At 39.0% G+C, this 20,403-nt stretch carries 19 protein-coding genes; 14 read left to right on the forward strand and 5 right to left on the reverse strand.

Annotated elements, in window-relative coordinates; all coding sequences use genetic code 11:
• The first annotated feature begins 133 nt into the window (after window positions 1–133).
• The 12 genes from ppsA to alr all read left to right on the forward strand — a co-directional run bounded on the left by ppsA (window position 134) and on the right by alr (window position 12,562).
• On the forward strand, window positions 134–2,521 hold the full coding sequence (gene ppsA / locus ABFY81_RS07320; protein WP_171057798.1) for a phosphoenolpyruvate synthase: 2,388 nt from the start codon (window positions 134–136) through the stop codon (window positions 2,519–2,521).
• Window positions 2,522–2,585: 64 nt separating this feature from the next.
• Window positions 2,586–3,341, forward strand: a complete 756-nt coding sequence (locus tag ABFY81_RS07325) for an RDD family protein (protein ID WP_019458342.1) — start codon at window positions 2,586–2,588, stop codon at window positions 3,339–3,341.
• Window positions 3,342–3,657: 316 nt separating this feature from the next.
• Window positions 3,658–4,710: a ubiquinol oxidase subunit II gene (gene cyoA / locus ABFY81_RS07330; protein ID WP_311087361.1), complete on the forward strand. Its 1,053-nt coding sequence runs from the start codon at window positions 3,658–3,660 to the stop codon at window positions 4,708–4,710.
• A 3-nt stretch (window positions 4,711–4,713) separates the two neighbouring features.
• Window positions 4,714–6,705, forward strand: coding sequence for a cytochrome o ubiquinol oxidase subunit I (gene cyoB, locus ABFY81_RS07335; RefSeq protein ID WP_039251505.1), 1,992 nt, complete (start codon window positions 4,714–4,716; stop codon window positions 6,703–6,705).
• A 4-nt stretch (window positions 6,706–6,709) separates the two neighbouring features.
• Window positions 6,710–7,330 carry a cytochrome o ubiquinol oxidase subunit III gene (cyoC, locus tag ABFY81_RS07340; RefSeq protein WP_019458344.1) on the forward strand — a complete coding sequence of 207 codons (621 nt, stop codon included), beginning with the start codon at window positions 6,710–6,712 and terminating at the stop codon, window positions 7,328–7,330.
• Window positions 7,330–7,659 (forward strand): cytochrome o ubiquinol oxidase subunit IV, encoded by a 330-nt coding sequence (locus ABFY81_RS07345; protein WP_000094534.1) that lies wholly within the window; start codon window positions 7,330–7,332, stop codon window positions 7,657–7,659. Before cyoC ends, ABFY81_RS07345 begins: the two co-directional genes overlap by 1 nt.
• Before the next feature lie 10 nt (window positions 7,660–7,669).
• Window positions 7,670–8,548, forward strand: a complete 879-nt coding sequence (gene cyoE, locus ABFY81_RS07350; RefSeq protein WP_347913463.1) for a heme o synthase — start codon at window positions 7,670–7,672, stop codon at window positions 8,546–8,548.
• 186 nt (window positions 8,549–8,734) lie between these two features.
• Window positions 8,735–9,118 carry a 30S ribosomal protein S6 gene (gene rpsF / locus ABFY81_RS07355; protein ID WP_004700831.1) on the forward strand — a complete coding sequence of 128 codons (384 nt, stop codon included), beginning with the start codon at window positions 8,735–8,737 and terminating at the stop codon, window positions 9,116–9,118.
• Between the two features lie 11 nt (window positions 9,119–9,129).
• Window positions 9,130–9,357, forward strand: a complete 228-nt coding sequence (rpsR, locus tag ABFY81_RS07360) for a 30S ribosomal protein S18 (protein WP_000090661.1) — start codon at window positions 9,130–9,132, stop codon at window positions 9,355–9,357.
• An 8-nt stretch (window positions 9,358–9,365) separates the two neighbouring features.
• Window positions 9,366–9,812 (forward strand): 50S ribosomal protein L9, encoded by a 447-nt coding sequence (gene rplI / locus ABFY81_RS07365; protein WP_004700828.1) that lies wholly within the window; start codon window positions 9,366–9,368, stop codon window positions 9,810–9,812.
• A 201-nt stretch (window positions 9,813–10,013) separates the two neighbouring features.
• Window positions 10,014–11,459: a replicative DNA helicase gene (gene dnaB / locus ABFY81_RS07370; RefSeq protein ID WP_004700827.1), complete on the forward strand. Its 1,446-nt coding sequence runs from the start codon at window positions 10,014–10,016 to the stop codon at window positions 11,457–11,459.
• Between the two features lie 32 nt (window positions 11,460–11,491).
• Window positions 11,492–12,562 (forward strand): alanine racemase, encoded by a 1,071-nt coding sequence (alr, locus tag ABFY81_RS07375; RefSeq protein WP_019458346.1) that lies wholly within the window; start codon window positions 11,492–11,494, stop codon window positions 12,560–12,562.
• A gap of 56 nt (window positions 12,563–12,618) precedes the next feature.
• Here the strand turns inward: alr and ABFY81_RS07380 are convergent, their stop codons facing one another.
• The 4 genes from ABFY81_RS07380 to ABFY81_RS07395 are packed head-to-tail and all read right to left on the reverse strand — an operon-like array spanning window position 12,619 to window position 16,327.
• Window positions 12,619–13,353, reverse strand: coding sequence for a proteasome-type protease (locus ABFY81_RS07380; protein ID WP_004700824.1), 735 nt, complete (start codon window positions 13,351–13,353; stop codon window positions 12,619–12,621).
• A gap of 16 nt (window positions 13,354–13,369) precedes the next feature.
• On the reverse strand, window positions 13,370–14,149 hold the full coding sequence (locus ABFY81_RS07385; protein ID WP_049066019.1) for a transglutaminase family protein: 780 nt from the start codon (window positions 14,147–14,149) through the stop codon (window positions 13,370–13,372).
• A gap of 2 nt (window positions 14,150–14,151) precedes the next feature.
• Complete coding sequence (locus ABFY81_RS07390) at window positions 14,152–14,748, reverse strand: alpha-E domain-containing protein (protein WP_347913464.1); 597 nt, start codon at window positions 14,746–14,748, stop codon at window positions 14,152–14,154.
• A gap of 22 nt (window positions 14,749–14,770) precedes the next feature.
• Entirely contained in the window at window positions 14,771–16,327 is a 1,557-nt protein-coding gene (locus ABFY81_RS07395; protein ID WP_049066017.1) for a circularly permuted type 2 ATP-grasp protein, read from the reverse strand.
• Window positions 16,328–16,552: 225 nt separating this feature from the next.
• Here ABFY81_RS07395 and ABFY81_RS07400 point away from each other — a divergent pair, with 225 nt between their 5' ends.
• Entirely contained in the window at window positions 16,553–17,560 is a 1,008-nt protein-coding gene (locus ABFY81_RS07400; RefSeq protein WP_347913465.1) for a WYL domain-containing protein, read from the forward strand.
• A gap of 384 nt (window positions 17,561–17,944) precedes the next feature.
• On the opposite strand, the gene mnmG is transcribed toward ABFY81_RS07400, so the two are convergent.
• Window positions 17,945–19,825, reverse strand: a complete 1,881-nt coding sequence (gene mnmG / locus ABFY81_RS07405) for a tRNA uridine-5-carboxymethylaminomethyl(34) synthesis enzyme MnmG (protein ID WP_347913466.1) — start codon at window positions 19,823–19,825, stop codon at window positions 17,945–17,947.
• 232 nt (window positions 19,826–20,057) lie between these two features.
• Between mnmG and ABFY81_RS07410 the strand changes: the two genes are divergently transcribed.
• The gene (locus ABFY81_RS07410; RefSeq protein ID WP_107973606.1) at window positions 20,058–20,351 is read left to right on the forward strand and encodes a hypothetical protein; all 294 of its coding nucleotides are present in this window, start codon (window positions 20,058–20,060) and stop codon (window positions 20,349–20,351) included.
• Window positions 20,352–20,403: the final 52 nt, after the last annotated feature.

The raw sequence follows: 20,403 nt of genomic DNA on the forward strand, positions 1-20,403 counted from the left end.
AACATTTGTCTTAGTGCTATATAATCTTTATAGTAAACTGATCTTACATGACTGTCGCTTAGTAAAATTCTCAACTAAGCACTTTATTTTTTTAATTTCATGCCAAGATAGACATTAATACTGCAAAAGTGGAGTGAAAACTTTGGAAGCGCGCGTAATCGGTCTAGAAAAATTAGGGAAACACGATGTCGAACTCGTAGGTGGGAAAAACTCATCTTTGGGTGAAATGATCAGCCATTTATCAAATGCTGGTGTATCGGTACCTGGTGGTTTTGCAACAACTGCTGAGGCCTATCGTGAGTTCTTAGACCAAAGCGGTCTTAACGCTCGAATTCAAGCAGAACTTGCACAACTTAACGTCGATGATGTAAATGCACTTGCAGAAACAGGCGCTAAAATTCGTCAATGGATTGTAGAGACTCCACTCACTGCAACCTTAGAACAAGAAATTCGCGCCGCTTTTACAGAACTCTCTAACGGCAACCCTGATATCGCGGTTGCCGTTCGTTCATCTGCAACTGCTGAAGATTTACCAGATGCATCTTTCGCAGGTCAACAAGAAACTTTCTTGAATATTCGTGGTATTGATAACGTACTTATCGCCATCAAAGAAGTATTTGCTTCTTTATATAATGACCGTGCTATTTCTTACCGTGTACACCAAGGCTTCGATCATGATGTTGTCGCATTATCTGCGGGCGTTCAGCGTATGGTTCGTTCTGAAACTGGCGCTGCGGGTGTAATGTTTACACTCGATACTGAGTCTGGTTTCCGTGATGTTGTATTTATTACTGCATCTTATGGCTTAGGTGAAATGGTTGTACAAGGTGCAGTTAACCCTGACGAATTTTACCTCTCTAAACCATTATTAAATGCTGGCAAACATGCGGTATTACGCCGTAACTTAGGCTCTAAGCACCAAAAAATGATTTATGGTGAAGAAGGTTCAGCTGGCAAATCAGTTGTTGTTGTTGATGTTGAAAAACAAGAGCGTCAACAATTCGCATTAAATGATCACGAATTACAAGAATTAGCAAAACAAGCGCTTATTATTGAGCAGCACTACGGTGCACCAATGGATATTGAATGGGCAAAAGATGGTGACGATGGTCAAATCTATATTGTCCAAGCTCGTCCTGAAACCGTTAAGAGCCGTCAAAATGTCGGCACAATGGAGCGCTACCTACTCAAACAAAGAGGTACTGTTCTTTGTGAAGGTCGTTCAATTGGTCAACGTATCGGTTCTGGTAAAGTTCGTATTGTTAGCTCAATTAAAGAAATGGATAAAGTACAAGACGGTGACGTACTTGTATCTGACATGACTGATCCAGATTGGGAACCAGTAATGAAACGTGCTGCCGCGATTATCACTAACCGTGGTGGTCGTACGTGTCACGCGGCAATTATTGCTCGTGAACTTGGCGTACCGGCAATCGTAGGTTGTGGTAACGCAACTGAAGTATTGACTGACGGCCAAGAAGTTACTGTTTCTTGCGCTGAGGGTGACACTGGTTTCATCTACGAAGGTGCATTAGATTTTGAAGTTCAACGTAACTCTGTTGAGTCTATGCCTAAACTTTCATTCAAAATCATGATGAACGTAGGTAACCCTGACCGTGCTTTTGACTTTGCTCAAATTCCAAACGAAGGTATTGGTCTTGCTCGTTTAGAATTCATTATTAACCGCATGATCGGTGTTCACCCTAAAGCGCTTCTTAATATTGAAAGCTTACCTCGTGAAACTCGTGCTGCTGTAATGACACGCACAGCTGGCTATGCATCACCTGTAGAATTCTATGTTGAAAAACTAGTTGAAGGTATTGCAACACTTGCTGCAGCGTTTGCTGACAAACCAGTAATCGTTCGTATGTCTGACTTTAAGTCAAATGAGTACGCAAACCTTATTGGTGGTAAGTTATACGAACCGGAAGAAGAAAACCCAATGCTTGGCTTCCGTGGTGCAAGCCGTTATGTTTCAGATAACTTCCGTGACTGTTTTGAACTCGAATGCCGTGCACTTAAAAAAGTTCGTGATGAAATGGGTCTAACCAATATCCAAATCATGATTCCATTCGTGCGTACAGTATCTGAAGCGAAACGTGTAATTGAGCTACTTGCTCAAAATGGCTTGAAACGTGGTGAGAACGGCTTAAAAGTAATCATGATGTGTGAATTACCAACTAACGCATTGTTAGCTGAACAATTCCTTGAACACTTTGATGGTTTCTCTATCGGTTCTAACGACTTGACTCAATTAACACTTGGTCTAGACCGTGACTCAGGTATTGTTTCTCACTTATTTGACGAACGTGATGCTGCTGTTAAAGCACTTCTTTCTATGGCAATTCATGCTTGTCGTAAAGCTGGCAAATATGTAGGTATCTGTGGTCAAGGACCATCTGATCACCCTGACCTTGCAAAATGGTTAATGGAACAAGGTATTGAGTCAGTGTCTCTTAACCCGGACTCAGTTTTAGATACATGGTTCTTCCTTGCTGAAGAAAAAATCAAGCAAATCTAATTTGTTATAGAAAAAGACCCATCCGTGGGTCTTTTTTCATCTTTAGAATAGAGAATTTTTACTTATGCAAATTTACTTGGCACGTAATAATCAACAAGCTGGGCCTTATACCTTAGAACAACTAAATCAGATGTTGGCAAGCCAACAGGTTTTACTCACTGATTTAGCTTGGCATGAAGGCATGACAGAGTGGAAAGCTTTAGGAGAATTAACCCAAGGTAAACTTGTATATCAACCTACGGGTTATTCTGCTTTTTCAGCAAATACAAATACGACTCATAATGAGACAATTCAGCACATCCGTGTAGAAACTAAAGCACATGAACTTGCTTCAATTTCATCTCGTGCTCTTGCAAAAATTATTGACTTATTACTTTGGTTACCTATTGCAGCCATTCCCTCTTTCTTCTTTAACGAAGCTCAATATAAGCAACTTTTTGAGTTACAAAAACAGATGCAATCTGCAGAAGTTGCCTCAACTAAAGCAGCAGAACTTCAACAACAGCTTTTTACGCTTATTCCGATTGAAGCATGGCATACAATGTTAGTTTATGTCGTCATCATGCTCGCTATCCAAGCTTTTCTTTTAACTAAATTTGGTCAAAGTATTGGCAAGAAAATTGTCGGAATTAAGATTGTCGATGCTGAAACTAATGGTAAAGTTAATTTAACGCGTGTGTTCTTACTCAGAAGTATTGTTTTCATTATATTAAACTTACTGTTTATGCCTATTAGCACAATTATTGACTATGCTTTTGCATTGGGCCAAAAACGACAGGCTCTACATGACAAAATTGCAAGAACAAAAGTGATCAAATGAGTGTGAATGACTCATTCATTTAAAGTCTAAAAAAAAGGAGGAACCCCACCTCCTTTTTTCTATAGAGAATTGATATTTAAATAAAAGCTCTATCAAGATTCGATACCCTACAAAAAAAATCGGGTTTTAAAACAATTATTTCAAGCTGCTTTATGTGTAGCTTAGTTTGTCGATATGAGGCATAATGCCCTACAACGTAGCGGTGTCGCATCATTGAGAAGTCTAAATTTTTAAGACTAGCATTCTCAATCATGCGACACTTTAATCGCTATCCCATATTTAATTAGGGAATGGGACTCTTCACCGAGGTTGTAAAATGAGACAAACGATTTTAGCTGTATTGTCTTTATCAACGCTTGCCGCACTTTTGACTGGGTGTGGTGGTGATATGGTACTTCTAAACTCTAAAGGTCCAGTTGGTCAAGGTCAAAGTGACCTTATGATGACTGCGATCTATTTAATGTTACTTGTGGTGATTCCTTCAATCATCATGGCATTATGGTTTGGTTGGAAATATCGTGCGTCAAATAAAGATGCAGACTATAAACCTACATGGGCACACTCAACTGCAATTGAAGTTGTAGTATGGGGTATCCCTGTCATTATTATTGGTATTTTAGCTTGGTTAACTTGGTGGGGTTCCCACAAGTATGACCCATACCGTCCTTTAGAATCAGATAAAGCGCCTTTAACTATTCAGGTTATTGCTGAACAGTTTAAGTGGATTTTTATTTATCCTGAACAAAACATTGCGACTGTTAACGAAGTACGTTTCCCAGAAAAAACTCCGTTAAGCTTCAAAATCACTTCTAACTTCACAATGAACTCATTCTTCATTCCACAGTTAGGCGGTCAGATTTACGCAATGGCAGGTATGCAAACTCACCTTCATTTGTTAGCAAATGAAACTGGTGTATATCGTGGTTTCTCTTCTAACTACTCAGGCTATGGTTTCTCTCAAATGCGTTTCAAAGCGCATAGCGTTACAGAGCAACAATTCAACGAATGGGTAGCAGCTGTTAAAGCTGGTAATGGTTCAACCATTAATCCAGAAGCAATTCAAAAAGCTACGCTTGACCAAGCTGAATTGGCAACCTTACGTGATGGCGATCGTTCTAAGCACCAAATCGAGCATTTAGTAAATCGTGCTAAAGCTGCTGGTGATCAAGAAGCGCTTGCTAAAGCAGAAGCGATGAAACCGTTCCCGACTAAGCCGCACCCTGTGACTTATTACTCTTCAGTTGAACCAAAACTGTTTGAAACAGTTATCAACCATTATATGAGTAACTATCATGGTGTTGACCACTCTGCTGAACATGCAACAGCTGACACTCATGCTGCAGCTGAACACGCTGCTCAAGGGGAATAAGACATGGATATGATTTTTGGTAAACTGGGTTGGGACTCTATCCCGACAGAGCCAATCGTACTTGTCACCATGGTCCTTATGGCAATTGGTGCAATTGCAGTGCTTGGCGGTATCACCTATTTCAAAAAATGGGGATATTTGTGGAATGAGTGGTTTATTACAGTAGACCATAAGAAAATTGGTATCATGTATATCATCGTATCTGTTGTCATGCTTTTGCGTGGTTTCGCCGATGCGATCATGATGCGTTTACAACTTTTCCTCGCTAAAGGCGGCGGCGAAGGTTATTTACATCCTGACCACTACGACCAGATCTTCACCGCACACGGTGTAATTATGATCTTCTTCGTAGCAATGGGTCTCGTTGTAGGTATGATGAACATCTCTGTACCTTTACAGATTGGTGCTCGTGACGTTGCTTTCCCATTATTAAACTCTTTAAGCTTCTGGTTATTCGCTGGTGCTGCTGGTTTAATGATGCTTTCACTTGTATTAGGTGAATTTGCTGCGACTGGTTGGATGGCTTACCCTCCTCTATCTGGCATTCAATATTCTCCTGGTGTAGGTGTTGACTACTATATCTGGGCACTTCAGGTTTCTGGTCTAGGAACGCTTTTATCTGGTGTTAACTTCTTCGTTACCATCATTAAAATGCGCGCACCTGGCATGAAATTAATGGACATGCCTATTTTTACGTGGACTTCACTTTGTACGGCTGTATTAATCATTGCATCATTCCCTGTATTAACAGGTACACTTGCAATGCTTACTCTAGACCGTTACTTCGGCTTCCATTTCTTCACAAATGAGCTTGGCGGTAGCCCAATGCTTTACGTGAACTTGATCTGGACATGGGGTCACCCTGAAGTATATATCTTGGTATTACCAGCATTTGGTCTATACTCAGAAATCGTTGCAACCTTCTCTCGTAAAGCGTTGTTCGGTTACAAGTCTATGGTGTATGCAACTATCGCGATTACAGTTCTTGCGTTCGTTGTATGGCTTCACCACTTCTTCACCATGGGTGCTGGTGCGAACGTTAACGCGTTCTTCGGTATCATGACCATGGTTATTGCGATTCCTACTGGTGTGAAAATCTTCTCTTGGTTATTCACCATGTATAAAGGTCGCATCACCTTTACTACTCCAATGTTATGGACGCTTGGCTTCCTTGTAACATTTGGTATCGGTGGTTTAACTGGTGTACTTATGGCTGTTCCACCTGCGGACTTCTTAGTACACAACTCATTATTCTTGATCGCTCACTTCCATAACGTAATTATCGGTGGTGTGGTGTTTGGTATGTTTGCCGGCATCATTTACTACTGGCCGAAAATGTTTGGTTGGAAGCTCAATGAAGCATGGGGTAAAGCTGCGTTCTGGTTCTGGTTCTTTGGTTTCTATTTTGCATTCATGCCACTTTATATCCTTGGTTTCATGGGTATGACTCGTCGTTTGAATACATATGACAACCCTGAATGGGACCCATACCTTGCGATTGCATTATTTGGTGCTGTTCTTGTTGCTATTGGTATTGCGTGTTTCTTAATGCAAATCATCGTTGGTTTCTTACAACGCAAAGACAACATGGACCTTACAGGCGATCCATGGGATGCTCGTACGCTTGAGTGGGCAACTTCTTCCCCTGCTCCATTCTATAACTTTGCGCATGAACCAGATGCAAGCGGTGTTGACCGTTTCTGGACTGACAAAGAAAATGGTGTAGCATACGCACGTAATACTAAATATGAAGACATCCACATGCCGACTGATCGTGCTGCTGGTTTTGTTATTGCAATGTTCATTACTCTTCTTGGCTTTGCACTCATCTGGCATATTTGGTGGCTCGTTGTTGTTTCATTCGCTTCAGCTGTTATTAGCTTGATCGTAAGCTCATTCACTAAGAATGTTGATTACTATGTTCCAGCTGCTGAAGTTGAGCGTATTGAAAACGAACGCTATGCTTTACTTGAAAAACACTTGAAGAAGGACTAAGGAAATGGCTGAAGTACTTCATCACGACAACCACGGCCATGATGGTCATCATGAACATGATGATACTGACTTAACCGTTTTTGGTTTCTGGACATATTTGATGAGTGACTTGATTCTTTTCGGATCACTCTTCATTGCGTTCGCTGTATTAAGCAGTCATGTTCCAGCAGGAACTCCAAGTGCATATGACTTGTTCCATAACTCATTAAGCTACGTGTTAACTGAAACATTTGCCTTATTGATTTCATCGGTAACATTTGGTTTTGCTGTACTTGCATCTTATAAAAAGAATGTAAATCAAGTGATCACTTGGTTATTTATTACATTCCTTTTTGGTGCAACCTTCATCGGTATGGAGCTGTATGAATTCCATCACCTTGTTGAAGAAGGTCACGGTCCAACTCATAGTGCATTCTTGTCGTCTTTCTTTACTTTGGTTGGTACGCACGGTATCCACGTAACTTCTGGTTTAGTGTGGATGTTAGTATTGATGTATCAAATCAAAACTAAAGGTTTGACTTTACCGAATACACGTCGTCTTGCTTGTTTAAGCTTGTTCTGGCACTTCCTTGACATCGTTTGGATCTGTGTATTCAGCGTCGTTTACTTACTGGGAGTTCTCTAATGAGTAGTCATGAGCATAATGCTGCTGGTGCGTCACACGGTAACTTTAAGCAATACACTGTAGGTTTTATTCTATCTGTTATTCTTACCATCATCCCATTCGGGATGGTGATGGCAGGTGGTTTTAGCCGCGGTCTTTTAGTTACAGTAATTGCTATTACTGCTGTTGCTCAGGTTCTTGTACAACTTGTGTACTTCTTACACATGAATACATCATCTGAGCAACGTTGGAATATGATTGCATTTATCTACACAATTCTATGTATCGCTGTACTTTTAATTGGTTCTGTGTGGATTATGAATTACCTTCACTACAATATGATGATCTAAACTGATTGTCATGTTGAGAAAGTATCTATTCCTGACTAAACCAGGAATTCTCTTCGGTAATTTCATTACCACCTTGGGCGGCTTCTTCTTAGCCGCCCAAGGCTCTATAGACATCTTATTATTATTACTCACCCTTATTGGAACAACGTTAGTTGTTGCTTCTGGCTGTGTTGTTAATAATGTTATAGATCAAGATATTGATATAAAGATGCAGCGCACACAAAACCGTGCACTTGTTAAAAAAACCATCTCTCCTACTGTTGCATTTGTATATGCATTTGTACTTGGATTAATTGGTTTTAGCATTTTATGGTTTGGTGTAAACGGTTACGCATTTTTATTTGCAGTCATTGGTTTTGTTGTCTATGTCGGTTTTTATAGCTTGTGGACTAAACGTACCTCAATCCATCAAACCGTTATTGGTAGTATCTCCGGAGCGAGCCCTCCTGTTATTGGTTATACAGCAGTAACTCATCAATTTGATGTGGCAGCCCTGCTTTTGTTTTTAGCATATGGTTTATGGCAAATGCCTCACTCTTGGGCAATTGCAATTTATCGTTTTGATGATTACAAAAATGCAGGAATTCCAATTTTGCCTGTAGCGCGTTCAATTTATCGCACGAAAATTGAATGTGTAATATATATCCTGTTATTTGCAGCTGTTTTGAATGGGTTATATTGTTTTGGCTATACCAATATATTCTTTTTAATTACCTTTAATGCGTTGACCGCATATTGGTTCTACTTATCAATTATTGGATTTAAAGCCGAAAACGACCAACTTTGGGCTAAGCGCTTTTTTCTTTACTCAGTAATCTTAATTACTTTGTTAAGTTTAAGTTTTAGCTTTACCTATCAATCCCCCGCTCCAAATCTTCCTCTCTTTTAATTAAGGGAGGATTTCCTCCTCTAAAACAAGTTTTCATATTTCTTATCAAAAGATTTGTTTTTAGTCTAATTTTTACCTATAATTCAGCCTTCGCATTTTATGCGACGTAGCTATTTATATTATATTTTAGCTATGACTCCTTGCTTCTATTTTTTTAGGGGCTGTTTAAACCGTAAGGAGCTGACAATGCGTCATTACGAAATCGTACTTTTGGTACACCCAGACCAAAGCGATCAAGTTGTAGGTATGGTTGAACGCTATATCTCTCAGATCAAAGAAGCTGAAGGTCAAATTCACCGTTTAGAAGATTGGGGCCGTCGCCAATTGGCTTACCCAATTAACAAAATTCACAAAGCGCACTACATTCTTATGAATGTTGAATGTGGTCAAGCTACGCTTGATGAGTTAGAAGAATTATTCCGTTATAACGACGCAATCATTCGTAACCTTATCATCCGTCGTGAACACGCAATCACTGAAGAGTCATTGCTTGCTAAGAGTGCTGAAGAAAAGCGTGCGCGTAAAGCTCAACGTGAAGAAGCACAGCAAGTTGCTCAAGAAGCTGAATAAGGAGAACATCAATGGCACGTTTTTACCGTCGTCGCAAGTTCTGCCGCTTTACAGCTGAGAATGTTGCGTACATCGACTACAAAGATATCGACACTTTAAAACAGTACATCACTGAAAACGGCAAGATTGTTCCTAGCCGTATCACTGGTACTAAAGCTCGTTATCAACGTCAATTAGCACTTGCTATCAAACAAGCTCGCTATTTGTCTTTGATTCCGTACACTGACAACCATAAGTGAGGTGATCTGTGGACGTTATCTTATTACAACGCATTAAGAACCTTGGTAAATTAGGCGATAAAGTATCAGTTAAAGCTGGTTACGGCCGTAACTTCCTTATCCCTCAAGGTAAAGCAGTTGCAGCTACTGAAGCTAACACTGCTGCTTTTGAAGCTCGTCGTGCTGAACTTGAGAAGCAAGAAGCTGAAATTTTAGCTGCTGCTCAAGCACGTGCTGAACAATTGAACGAAGTTAACATCGTTATCACTGCTAAAGCTGGTGACGAAGGTAAACTCTTCGGTTCTATCGGTACTCGTGACATCGCTGACGCGTTAACGAATGCTGGTCTTACAGTTGACCGTGCAGAAGTTCGTTTACCAAACGGTGCGCTTCGTCACACTGGTGAATTCAACATCGCAATCCAATTGCATCATGATGTTGTTGCAGAAGTTCTCGTTACTATCGTATCTGAGTAATTTCTCATCAAAAAAAGAGCATGCTCACGCATGCTCTTTTTTTATCTCTTAAATTTATGCAATAAAATTAGATATATTAATTCCTGATCAGTTCTTCAGTTTAATTGGTTTTTTAATTAGGTAGTTTATTTATTTTTGTTTTAAGATAGTTCTCGGCTTAAAACCCTTTTTTGTGCACACATTTTATCATCAGGTCTAATTATGTCTCAGGCGAATGCCACTTCTTTAACGCTTTCATCTCCAACAGAAAATAAGACGAGTGAATCAGGCCAACTTAAAGAGTTTCGCACTCCCCCACACAATTTAGCCATCGAGCAAGCTGTGCTTGCTGCGCTGATGACTGTTGCTGAATCTTTTGAACAAGTGAGTGATCTACTCAAAGAAAATGATTTTTATGCAACTCGTCACAAGTACATTTATCGTGCGATTGAAAAATTGGCGCAGGAAAATTCCCCATACGATGCCGTCTTAGTCAATGACTGGCTTTTAAAACAAAATTTACTTAGTGCAATCGGTGGTGAAGAATATTTGATGCAGCTTATGGCTGACTCGCCTTCGAGTTTCTATAACCTTGAAACTTATGCGACCAAAATTAAAGAATTCTCTACGCTACGTAGCATGATTAAAGTCAGTACTGAAATTTTGCAAAATGCTTATGACACAAAAGGTCGAGGTGTAAGTGAAATTTTAGATTTGGCCGAAACCAGTATTTTCTCTTTAGCAGAACAGCATAATAACAACAAAAAAGATTCTGGCCCTAAAGCAATTAGCTCTGTAACTGCTGATGTGATTAGCAAACTTGATGAGCTCTCAAAACTCGATGGCAATATTACAGGCTTAACCACAGGCTTCTTAGAACTTGATAATAAAACTTCTGGTATGCAACCGGGAGATTTAATTATTGTCGCAGCACGTCCATCTATGGGTAAAACCACCTTTGCAATGAACTTGGTTGAAAGCGTCTTGCAATACAACCAACTTCCAGCTTTGGTATTTTCGATGGAGATGCCAGCAGACTCAATTGCTATGCGTCTAATTTCGGCAATGGGTAAAGTTCATCAAGGGCATTTGCGTTCAGGTAACTTAGATGCCGATGAATGGACTAAAGTTACAGGCACTATTCTGCAACTTCAACAAATGCATTTGTATATTGATGACTCATCAGCCCTACCCCCAACTGAACTCCGTGCTCGTGCTCGGCGCGTTGCCAAAATGCATGATGGCAAAATCGGCTGTATCATGGTCGACTATTTACAGCTTATGAAAGTTCCAGGTATGGGTGATAACCGTGTAGGCGAGATCTCGGAAATTTCACGTAGCTTAAAAGCATTAGCGAAAGAAATGCAATGTCCTGTTATCGCGCTTTCTCAGCTTAACCGAAGTCTGGAAAACCGACCAAACAAGCGCCCAGTAATGTCTGACTTACGTGAATCGGGTGCGATTGAGCAGGATGCCGACTTAATCATGTTTATTTATCGTGATGAAGTCTATAACAAAGAATCTAAAGAAGCAGGCACCGCAGAAATTATCATTGGTAAACAGCGTAATGGTCCAATTGGTACTGTTCGTCTTGCCTTTGAAGGTCAATATACTCGTTTTAGTAATCTCTCTCCTGAGTATTACAGCCAATATGATGATGAAGAATAAACTCTATCTCTAGCCCAAAGGAGTAAATGAGGGTGCGTCAAGCAACAGTTTATATTGATCACAAAGCGCTTCAATATAATTTAAACCGTGTCAAACAACTCGCAGCAAATTCAAAAATCGTAAGTATGGTCAAAGCCAATGCTTACGGACATGGAGTCAAAGACTGTTTAGCAGCCTTAAATGCCTCAGATGCCTTTGGTGTCGCTTGCTTACAAGAAGGCTTAGAAATTCGACAACTCGGATTTAAGCAACCTGTAACTTTAATTGAAGGGGTATTTTCTGAAGATGAAATGCCTATCGCAATTGAAGAAAAATTTGAATGTATAATTCACCATCAACAACAGTTTGAGTGGTTAATTAAATATAAACAAGCCTATATCGCCCAAGGTCTAAAAGTATGGGTTAAGCTGAACAGCGGTATGAACCGCTTAGGTTTTAAAAATCCGGAAATTATTGAAGTTATTAAAACTTTAAAATCTGAAGGATTTACTTGTGTACTTACGATGCATTTTGCCAATGCAGATGTAGACCACCCACTTAACGAGCAGCAAAAACAACAATTTTTGCACGTAAAACAAGCTTGTGATCCAGTTTTAGCATCTTGCTGTAATTCAGCTGCTATTTTTAAATGGCCAGAACTAAATTTCGACTACGTACGTCCTGGTATCATGCTCTACGGTGCTTCACCTTTTGCAGATAAAACAGTACATGAGCTTGATTTAAAACCAGTCATGTCTTTCACAGCAGAAGTTATCGCGGTAAATCATATTCAAGCTGGTGAACATGTTGGTTATGGTTCTACTTTTTGCGCTCAAAAGGCTATGGATATCGCAATAGTTTCTATTGGTTATGGTGATGGTTATCCACGAGCTTATATAAAGCAAAATTTTGTCGCTGTTGATGGCAAACTTTGCCCAGTTGTAGGGCGAGTTAGTATGGATATGATTGCAATTGATGTCACAAATACCCAAGTAAAACTCGGTACTCAAGTTGAACTTTGGGGTAAACATCGTTTAGTTGATGATGTTGCTGATGCAAATGGCACAATTGGTTATGAATTACTTTGTCGCTTAAGTACTCGACCAGTCCGCCAAAGCACTTAATAATTTAATCAATAAAAAATCCAAGCTCTGCTTGGATTTTTTATTTAAAGTCATTTTTAACGCCAATAATCATCGGTAGGTTTTGGCATTTCTTGCAGTCCACGGCGTAAAGTATCCGACCACTGATGACTTATTTGTGAAAAATAAGGATCATCTTCACTAATTCGCTTCCCCATAGGGATTACAAAACTATCTTTAGTATAGACTAGCGCATCTAAAGGTAAACCTACTGAAACATTAGAACGCAACGTCGAGTCAAACGAGATTAAGCTACAGCGCAGCGCATCATCCAACGGCATAGCATAATATAAAGCACGATCTAAAATAGGCTTCCCGTATTTACTTTCACCAATTTGAAAGTAAGGCGTATCTGTCGTTGCACAAATAAAATTACCTTGTGGATAAACATTATAAAGCTGCATATCGCCGCCTTTAATTTGCCCACCCACTAAAATACTACAGGCGTAATTCATTTGTTCTTGAGTATCCGAGCTAATATCCTCTAAAACATTTTTTAAAGTCTTACCAACTAGATCAGCCACTTCAAACATTGTGTTAATGCTATATAGATTAGGCTCTTGTTGCAAAGTAAGGGCATTTTGCAAATGCCCGATAACCGCTTGTGTTGTTGCTAAATTACCTGCTGTTTGCAAAGCAATAAATCGCTCACCCGTCACACCAAAAGTATGAAGTTTACGAAACACAGAAATATGATCGACCCCTGCATTAGTTCGAGTATCACTTATAAACACCAAACCCTGCTCTAATCTCAGTGCACAACAATAGGTCATTTCGCTCTCTTCACATTCAACAGGCCAACACTTGAACCACAGACATCATATTTTCGACTCCACCTTTTTCTCTCACACCTCTAATGGGCGCAACATCTAGATAGTCTCGACCAACCGCAAGATAAATATGATGCATTGGTGTAAACAATTGATTGCTTACATCAAAACAATACCACTGATTATCTAAAAATACTTCCGCCCAAGCGTGACTGGCAAGGTGGGGGGAATTTTGATCAAATAAATAACCAGAAACATAACGTGCTGGTAATTGTAACGCACGGCACATAGCAATTAAAACATGTGCATGATCTTGGCATACCCCCTGTCCTGCATGAAAACCCTCTGTAGCAATCGTATGAACAGAGGTACTATCTGGTTGATAAGGCATCCTTTGCAAAATATTTTCACTGAGTAAAGTAATATGTTTTCGATCTTTTACCGTAACAATTCTCCGAGCAAAATCCAACATTTCGGAATCATATTTTGTGGCTTCCGTATTTTGAAGAAATAGGCTCATAGGTATAGATACATCTACTCCACCTATTTCTGTATTAAGAAGCTCAACAATCCCTTGCGCCATAAAAGTTAAATGCTGATACTCATAGCGCTGAGTAGCCGTTAACCAAATATTATTAAAGATATCCCTTTTGAGAGTTTTATCTCCAGGTACACTGATTGCCCAATTCAAGACATGCTGATGTAATGATGTTTGAGGCATCATTTTAATATACTGAATACTGTTTTTAGCAGTTTCCGTATAGTGATAATGTGTTTGATGATTGATCATCAGTTTCATAATTATGCCTCGAACATATATTCCAACTGCTGTGTGAAATTATAGTAACCCTCCCAATTTGGATGATCTTTCAACAATGTCCACACTTCATTTAATTTATCCCACCCAAAGTCATTAAGTCGTTTGAGTAATTTTTCCAAATCTTGTAAAAGCACTGTAAGGTCTTGTTGAAAACGTAGTTGTATATCGAATTGTTCAATCTTTTGGCCCAATTGCAGAAAAAGGGCAATATCCTCATGTTCAGCACTAAGTATTTGATTACATTTATCCAAAGCCTGATTTAATGAATCAGGATTAGCTTGAATAGACTTAATCGCATGATTCAATTCTGCATACGCACTAGAAGATAATATTCCTCTTAATTCATGGATATTATCTTTGGCAATAGCGAACTGGTTCAGTAATGAATATGTTTGTTGAGTATCTAACATATAGCAATTCAGTAATTCCGCTTGCTCAATAACCAACCCAAATGCTGATGCAAATTGACTTGCTTTTTCATCATTTGTAAATGGCAAGTGTGATACAGCAAATTTAATCCGCATTAAATAACGGCCCAACCAATAAATGTGGTGTGCACTCGAATTGAGTAAAACCATAAATTTCCTCTTTAACCAACGATTAGGAATGTAATGTCTCAACGACCCATGTATCTTTAATACCTCCTCCTTGTGAGGAATTTACGACTAAAGATCCTGCCTGCATGGCTACTCGTGTTAAGCCTCCGGGTACAATTTCAGTACGATATGGAGAACTCAATACAAACGGTCGTAGGTCAATGTGACGTTCAGCCACCCCTGATGTTGTTAAAGTCGGTGCAACAGATAAAGCTAATGTTGGCTGCGCAATATATTCATGCGGTGTAGCAATCAGTTTTTTTCTAAATTCATCAATTTCACATGAGCTCGCTTTAGGTCCAATTAACATGCCATAACCACCAGAACCTTGAGCTTCTTTAATTACTAATTGGTCAATATGAGTGAGTACATAATCTAAATGTTCTTTTTCTCGACATTGATAAGTAGGTACATTCTTTAAAATTGGTGTTTCTCCCAAATAATATTGAATCATCTGATCAACATATGGATAAATTGATTTATCGTCAGCAACCCCTGTACCAGGTGCGTTGGCAATAACTACATTTTTCTGTAAATAAGCAGACATAAGCCCCGCTACCCCAAGAGCACTATCAGGTCGAAATGCAAGTGGATCTAAGAAATCGTCATCTAAACGTCGATAAATCACATCAACTTTTTGGCGCCCGCGAATTGTTTTAACAAAAACTTGATCATTTTCTACAAATAAATCTCGGTTAGTAACCAGTGGTACATCCATTTCACGCGCTAAAAAAGCATGCTCATAATAAGCACTGTTAAAACGCCCTGGAGTTAAGACCACAATAAAGGGTTGATCAACTTCTGAATTTTCCTGAAGTATTTCTTTTAATAAACTTGGATAATGTTCAATTCCTTGTAAATTATTGGCAGCACAAAGCTCAGGCATAAGTTGTTGACTAATATTTCTACTTTCAATCATATATGACACCCCTGAAGGTGTTCTTAGGTTATCTTCTAATACAAAGAACTCCCCATCGCCATCACGAATAATATCTATTCCACTAATTTGAGAATAAATTTTACCTTTTAGTGAATGCTTGAGCATATGTGGCTGAAAGGCTTCATGACAAACAATCTGGTTCTCTGGAATTAATTTCTCCTTCAAAATATGTTGTCCATGATAAATATCATCTAAAAAATAATTTAAAGCTTTAACTCGCTGCGCACAGCCTGCTGCAATTTTTTCCCATTGTTTTTTTTCAATAACTCTTGGAATTAAATCAAAAGGAATCGTCCGTTCTGCGCCCTCTTTATCACCATATACATTAAAAGTAATCCCTTGATAGAGAAAATGCTGTTTGGCCTGAGCATTTAATTGCTTAAGTTCATCTAAGGTACGAATACTCAACCATTGCTCAATTTTTTTAGAAGCTGCTCCATTAAACGTTACATCATCTAACATCTCATTGAAAAACTGCGATTTTAGTTGTTCAAATAAATTCGTCTGTACAGAAAGATTTTCTATAAACGATGGACTCTGGTTAAGTAATGCTGCGTTGGTCGCCTGCTCTTGTAAAAAATATTCAATATCGGCTTGTAGGTCTTTCTCTTGTTCTGACATAGCAACCTCGTCTTATCATTTATCTATATTTCATTTTTAAATAAGCAATTTCAGTGCCACTTATATATCTATAATACTTATTGGCTTTCATTGTTATAACTTTCTTCGAAATTTTAGCATTGATTGTAACGGCAACCACAAACTGAATCTGACAAACTTGCTAAATGTGTAAAGTTTTTTTATTGTGGTGACACCAAAGCAATTGGATATAGATTTATTACGCTTATGTCTGTAATAGAAAAAGAAACTTCAAATAGTTTATATCGCCAATGGCAGATTTTATCTCGCCTCCCTACTGGTAAATGGATCGGAACTCGAGAATTACAAGAAATGCTTGAGCGTGAAGGTATTGAAATCAGTTTAAGGACAATTCAGCGTGATTTAAATCAAATTGCTCAGCGTTTTCCAATTGAAAGCAATAAAGCCGTACCTCAAGGCTGGCGTTGGCAATCAGATGCTCCAATTCAAAGCTTACCGCATATGACAAGCTCTCAAGCGGTGACCTTTATGATGGTTGAAGAACATCTCAAACATTTGCTTCCACCTAGCCTACTAGATGAAATGGGACCTTGGTTTGACTTGGCAAAACGGAGTCTATCTACACAGAATAATGTAAGGCAATGGATTAATCGTGTACGCATTGTGCCAGCAAGTCAGCCACTTATTCCACCTGTGGTCGATCGTGCTGCTCAACAAGCTATATACGAAGGCTTGCTACAAGACAAACAAATTGAATGTGTATATCAAGCTCGTGTAAACCAAGGAGAAGACAAAACTTATATTTTAAATCCACTTGCTTTGGTCCAAAAAGGTGCTGTCATTTATTTAATTTGCACCCGACATGACAAAACTGAAGTACAAACATTTGCTTTGCACCGTTTCAGATCAGCAAAAGTTTTAGAAAGTCGTGCGCTTCACCCCGTCAACTTTGATATTGATCACTATATTGAGTCAGGTGCTTTAGGTTTTAGAGTAGATTACAACCAACCTACAGAGTCTATTCAACTCACATTAACAATGACTGAGCAAACCGCTAAAACTTTTTATGAAAGCCAGTTAAGTAAAGATCAAACAATTACTCCAATTGAAGAAAACATTGTCGAAGTTACTGCGACTGTTCCATTTACATCTCAACTGGTGTGGTGGCTACGAAGTTTTGGGAAAAAACTACTACGTATAGAACCTATTCAAGTAAACAATGCTGTACGAGAAATTGATTCTGAGAATAAATAGATATAAAAAAGAGAACCATAAGGTTCTCTTTAGATTTTGAATTATCATTTTCTTAATTTTATATTGGCATTTATATTTTTAGTTATGTTCAGATCAGTATGTTCTCCCCCGCCAAAACTGATCTGCCTCTTGTCTTGTTTTGCGCTATTTTGAACATGAGCATTGGCATGCCATTTCATCTCTATTGTAACGAATCGATTTCATTGTCATATTTAAAGCCCTCTTGTTTGAACGTGAATTTAATATAACCTTCGTTTTGAAACCTGTGAAATAAGAAAAAAAGGAAGTGAAATCTATTTTCTTCCTTAGGAAATTTCCATATATTTTTTGATCAGAAAATAAAAAAGCCCAGTATAAACTGAGCTTTTTTACATACTAAAATAATTAAGCTGTTTTTCTCATCATGTTATTTTTACGAATCGTGATCATTACAAGCTGAACAGCAGCTGGGGTAACACCAGGAATACGACTCGCTTGAGCTAACGTTTCTGGAAGAACAGTTTTCAATTTCTGAGTAATTTCACGCGATAGACCAGAAACAATATCATAATCGAAATCGGCTGGAATTTTGGTTTCTTCAAGACGCTTTAATTGAGCGACATCTTCATGCTGACGGTTAATATAACCTTCGTATTTAACAGCAATTTCAATTTGATCACCAACTTGTTCAGAAACTTCCGAACCTGTAAGCTCTGCAATTTGAGCAAAATTAATATTAGGACGTTTGAGTAAATCAATCGCACTACATTCTTTACTCAAGTCAGCACCAGTCATTTCGACAAATTTCTTACCCATTGGATTGTTAGGCGCCGCCCACAAATGTTGTAAACGCGATGTTTCGCGCTCAACTGCTTCCATTTTTTCACAATAAGCAGCCCAACGAACATCATCAACCAAACCAAGTTCACGACCAATTGTTGTTAAACGTTGATCGGCATTATCTTCACGTAACATCAAACGATATTCCGCACGGGAAGTGAACATACGGTATGGTTCTTTTGTACCCAAAGTAATCAAGTCATCAACCAATACGCCCATATAAGCTTGGTCACGTTTAGGTGTCCACTCTTCTTGTTCCCAAGCACGACGTGCAGCATTTAAACCAGCAAGTAAACCTTGGGCACCCGCTTCTTCATAACCGGTAGTACCGTTAATTTGCCCTGCAAAATACAAGCCGTTAATTGCTTTAGTTTCAAGAGTAAATTTCAAAGCTTGCGGATTGAAATAATCATATTCGATTGCATAACCCGGACGTAGGATATGAGCATTTTCCATACCACGAATTGAACGTACAAGCTCAAACTGAACATCAAATGGTAATGAAGTCGAAATACCATTTGGATAAAGCTCATGAGTATCGAGACCTTCTGGCTCTAAAAATACCTGATGCGAGTCTTTATCAGAAAAACGATGAATCTTGTCTTCAATTGAAGGACAGTAACGTGGACCTACACCTTCAATGACACCGGTATACATTGGTGAACGATCTAAACCACCACGAATAATGTCATGCGTTTTTTCGTTCGTATGCGTAATATAGCAGTTCACTTGTTCAGGATGCATCGAAGCATCACCCATGAATGACATCACTGGAGACGGAAAGTCACCCGGTTGTGGTGTCATAACAGAGAAATCAACTGAGCGCGCATCAATACGTGGTGGTGTACCAGTTTTTAAACGACCTACTGGTAGTTTTAATTCACGAAGACGCTGAGCAAGAGCAATAGAAGGAGGATCTCCTGCACGGCCACCGCTTGATTTTTCTAAACCAACGTGGATTACACCACCCAAGAATGTACCTGTAGTCAACACAACAGTTTTGGTGTCAAAACGAATACCCATTTGGGTAACAACACCCTTAACGGTATCGCCTTCAACAATCAGGTCATCGGCCGCTTGTTGGAAAATATCAAGATTTGCTTGGTTTTCTAAAGTCTCACGAATTGCAGCTTTATAGCGAACACGGTCAGCCTGAGCACGCGTTGCACGCACTGCCGCACCTTTACGTGAGTTTAAAATACGGAATTGAATACCACCTTTATCGGCAGCCAAAGCCATCGCACCGCCAAGTGCATCAATTTCACGTACTAAATGTGATTTACCAATACCACCAATTGCTGGGTTACAGCTCATCTGACCCAAAGTCTCAATGTTATGGGTCAAAAGCAAAGTCTGTCGTCCCATACGCGCCGCAGCAAGTGCCGCTTCCGTACCTGCGTGACCGCCACCGATAACGATAACATCATAAACTTTAGGATAGTGCATGAGTACAAAAACACCAGAAAAAAAAGACGGAACATTATAGCAAAATTATCTGCTTATTGATGTACATAATTACAAAATTGTCATCACATGATTTACGCTACACCACATGTTTTGACATTTTGTTGCATGAATTCAATACAAAGTGAATGTTTTTTGAAATATTTCATTTTAGAATAAAAATTGTACAGCACTTATATGACTTTAAAACTAACGTAACTAGAAGGAACACAAAATGAAAAGCACCATGTTAAAAATCTTAACTGCATCTCTCCTTTGTTTTTCAGGCGTAACGTTGACCCACGCTGCGACCAATCATACTGCAAAGTCGACTCATATGGCTAAATCCAGCAAAACAACTCATCATTCTGCCGACTCAAGCAAATCAGTGATGCAAAAAGAACTGAGAGCTTGTGCGAAAAAACGTCAGGGCGAATGGGTGTCTTACAGCCATAATGGGGTAACCTTTAATGGTACTTGCCAACCAAATGAAAATGGCAAATTACAATTTAAAGCCCCTGCTCCTTAATATAGTTTTGACTTAAGGTATAAAGAAATCACTTTATTTTCTTCTATACCAC

The organism is Acinetobacter sp. WA-87 (assembly GCF_039938935.1).
Classification (GTDB): Bacteria; Pseudomonadota; Gammaproteobacteria; order Pseudomonadales; family Moraxellaceae; genus Acinetobacter; species Acinetobacter seifertii.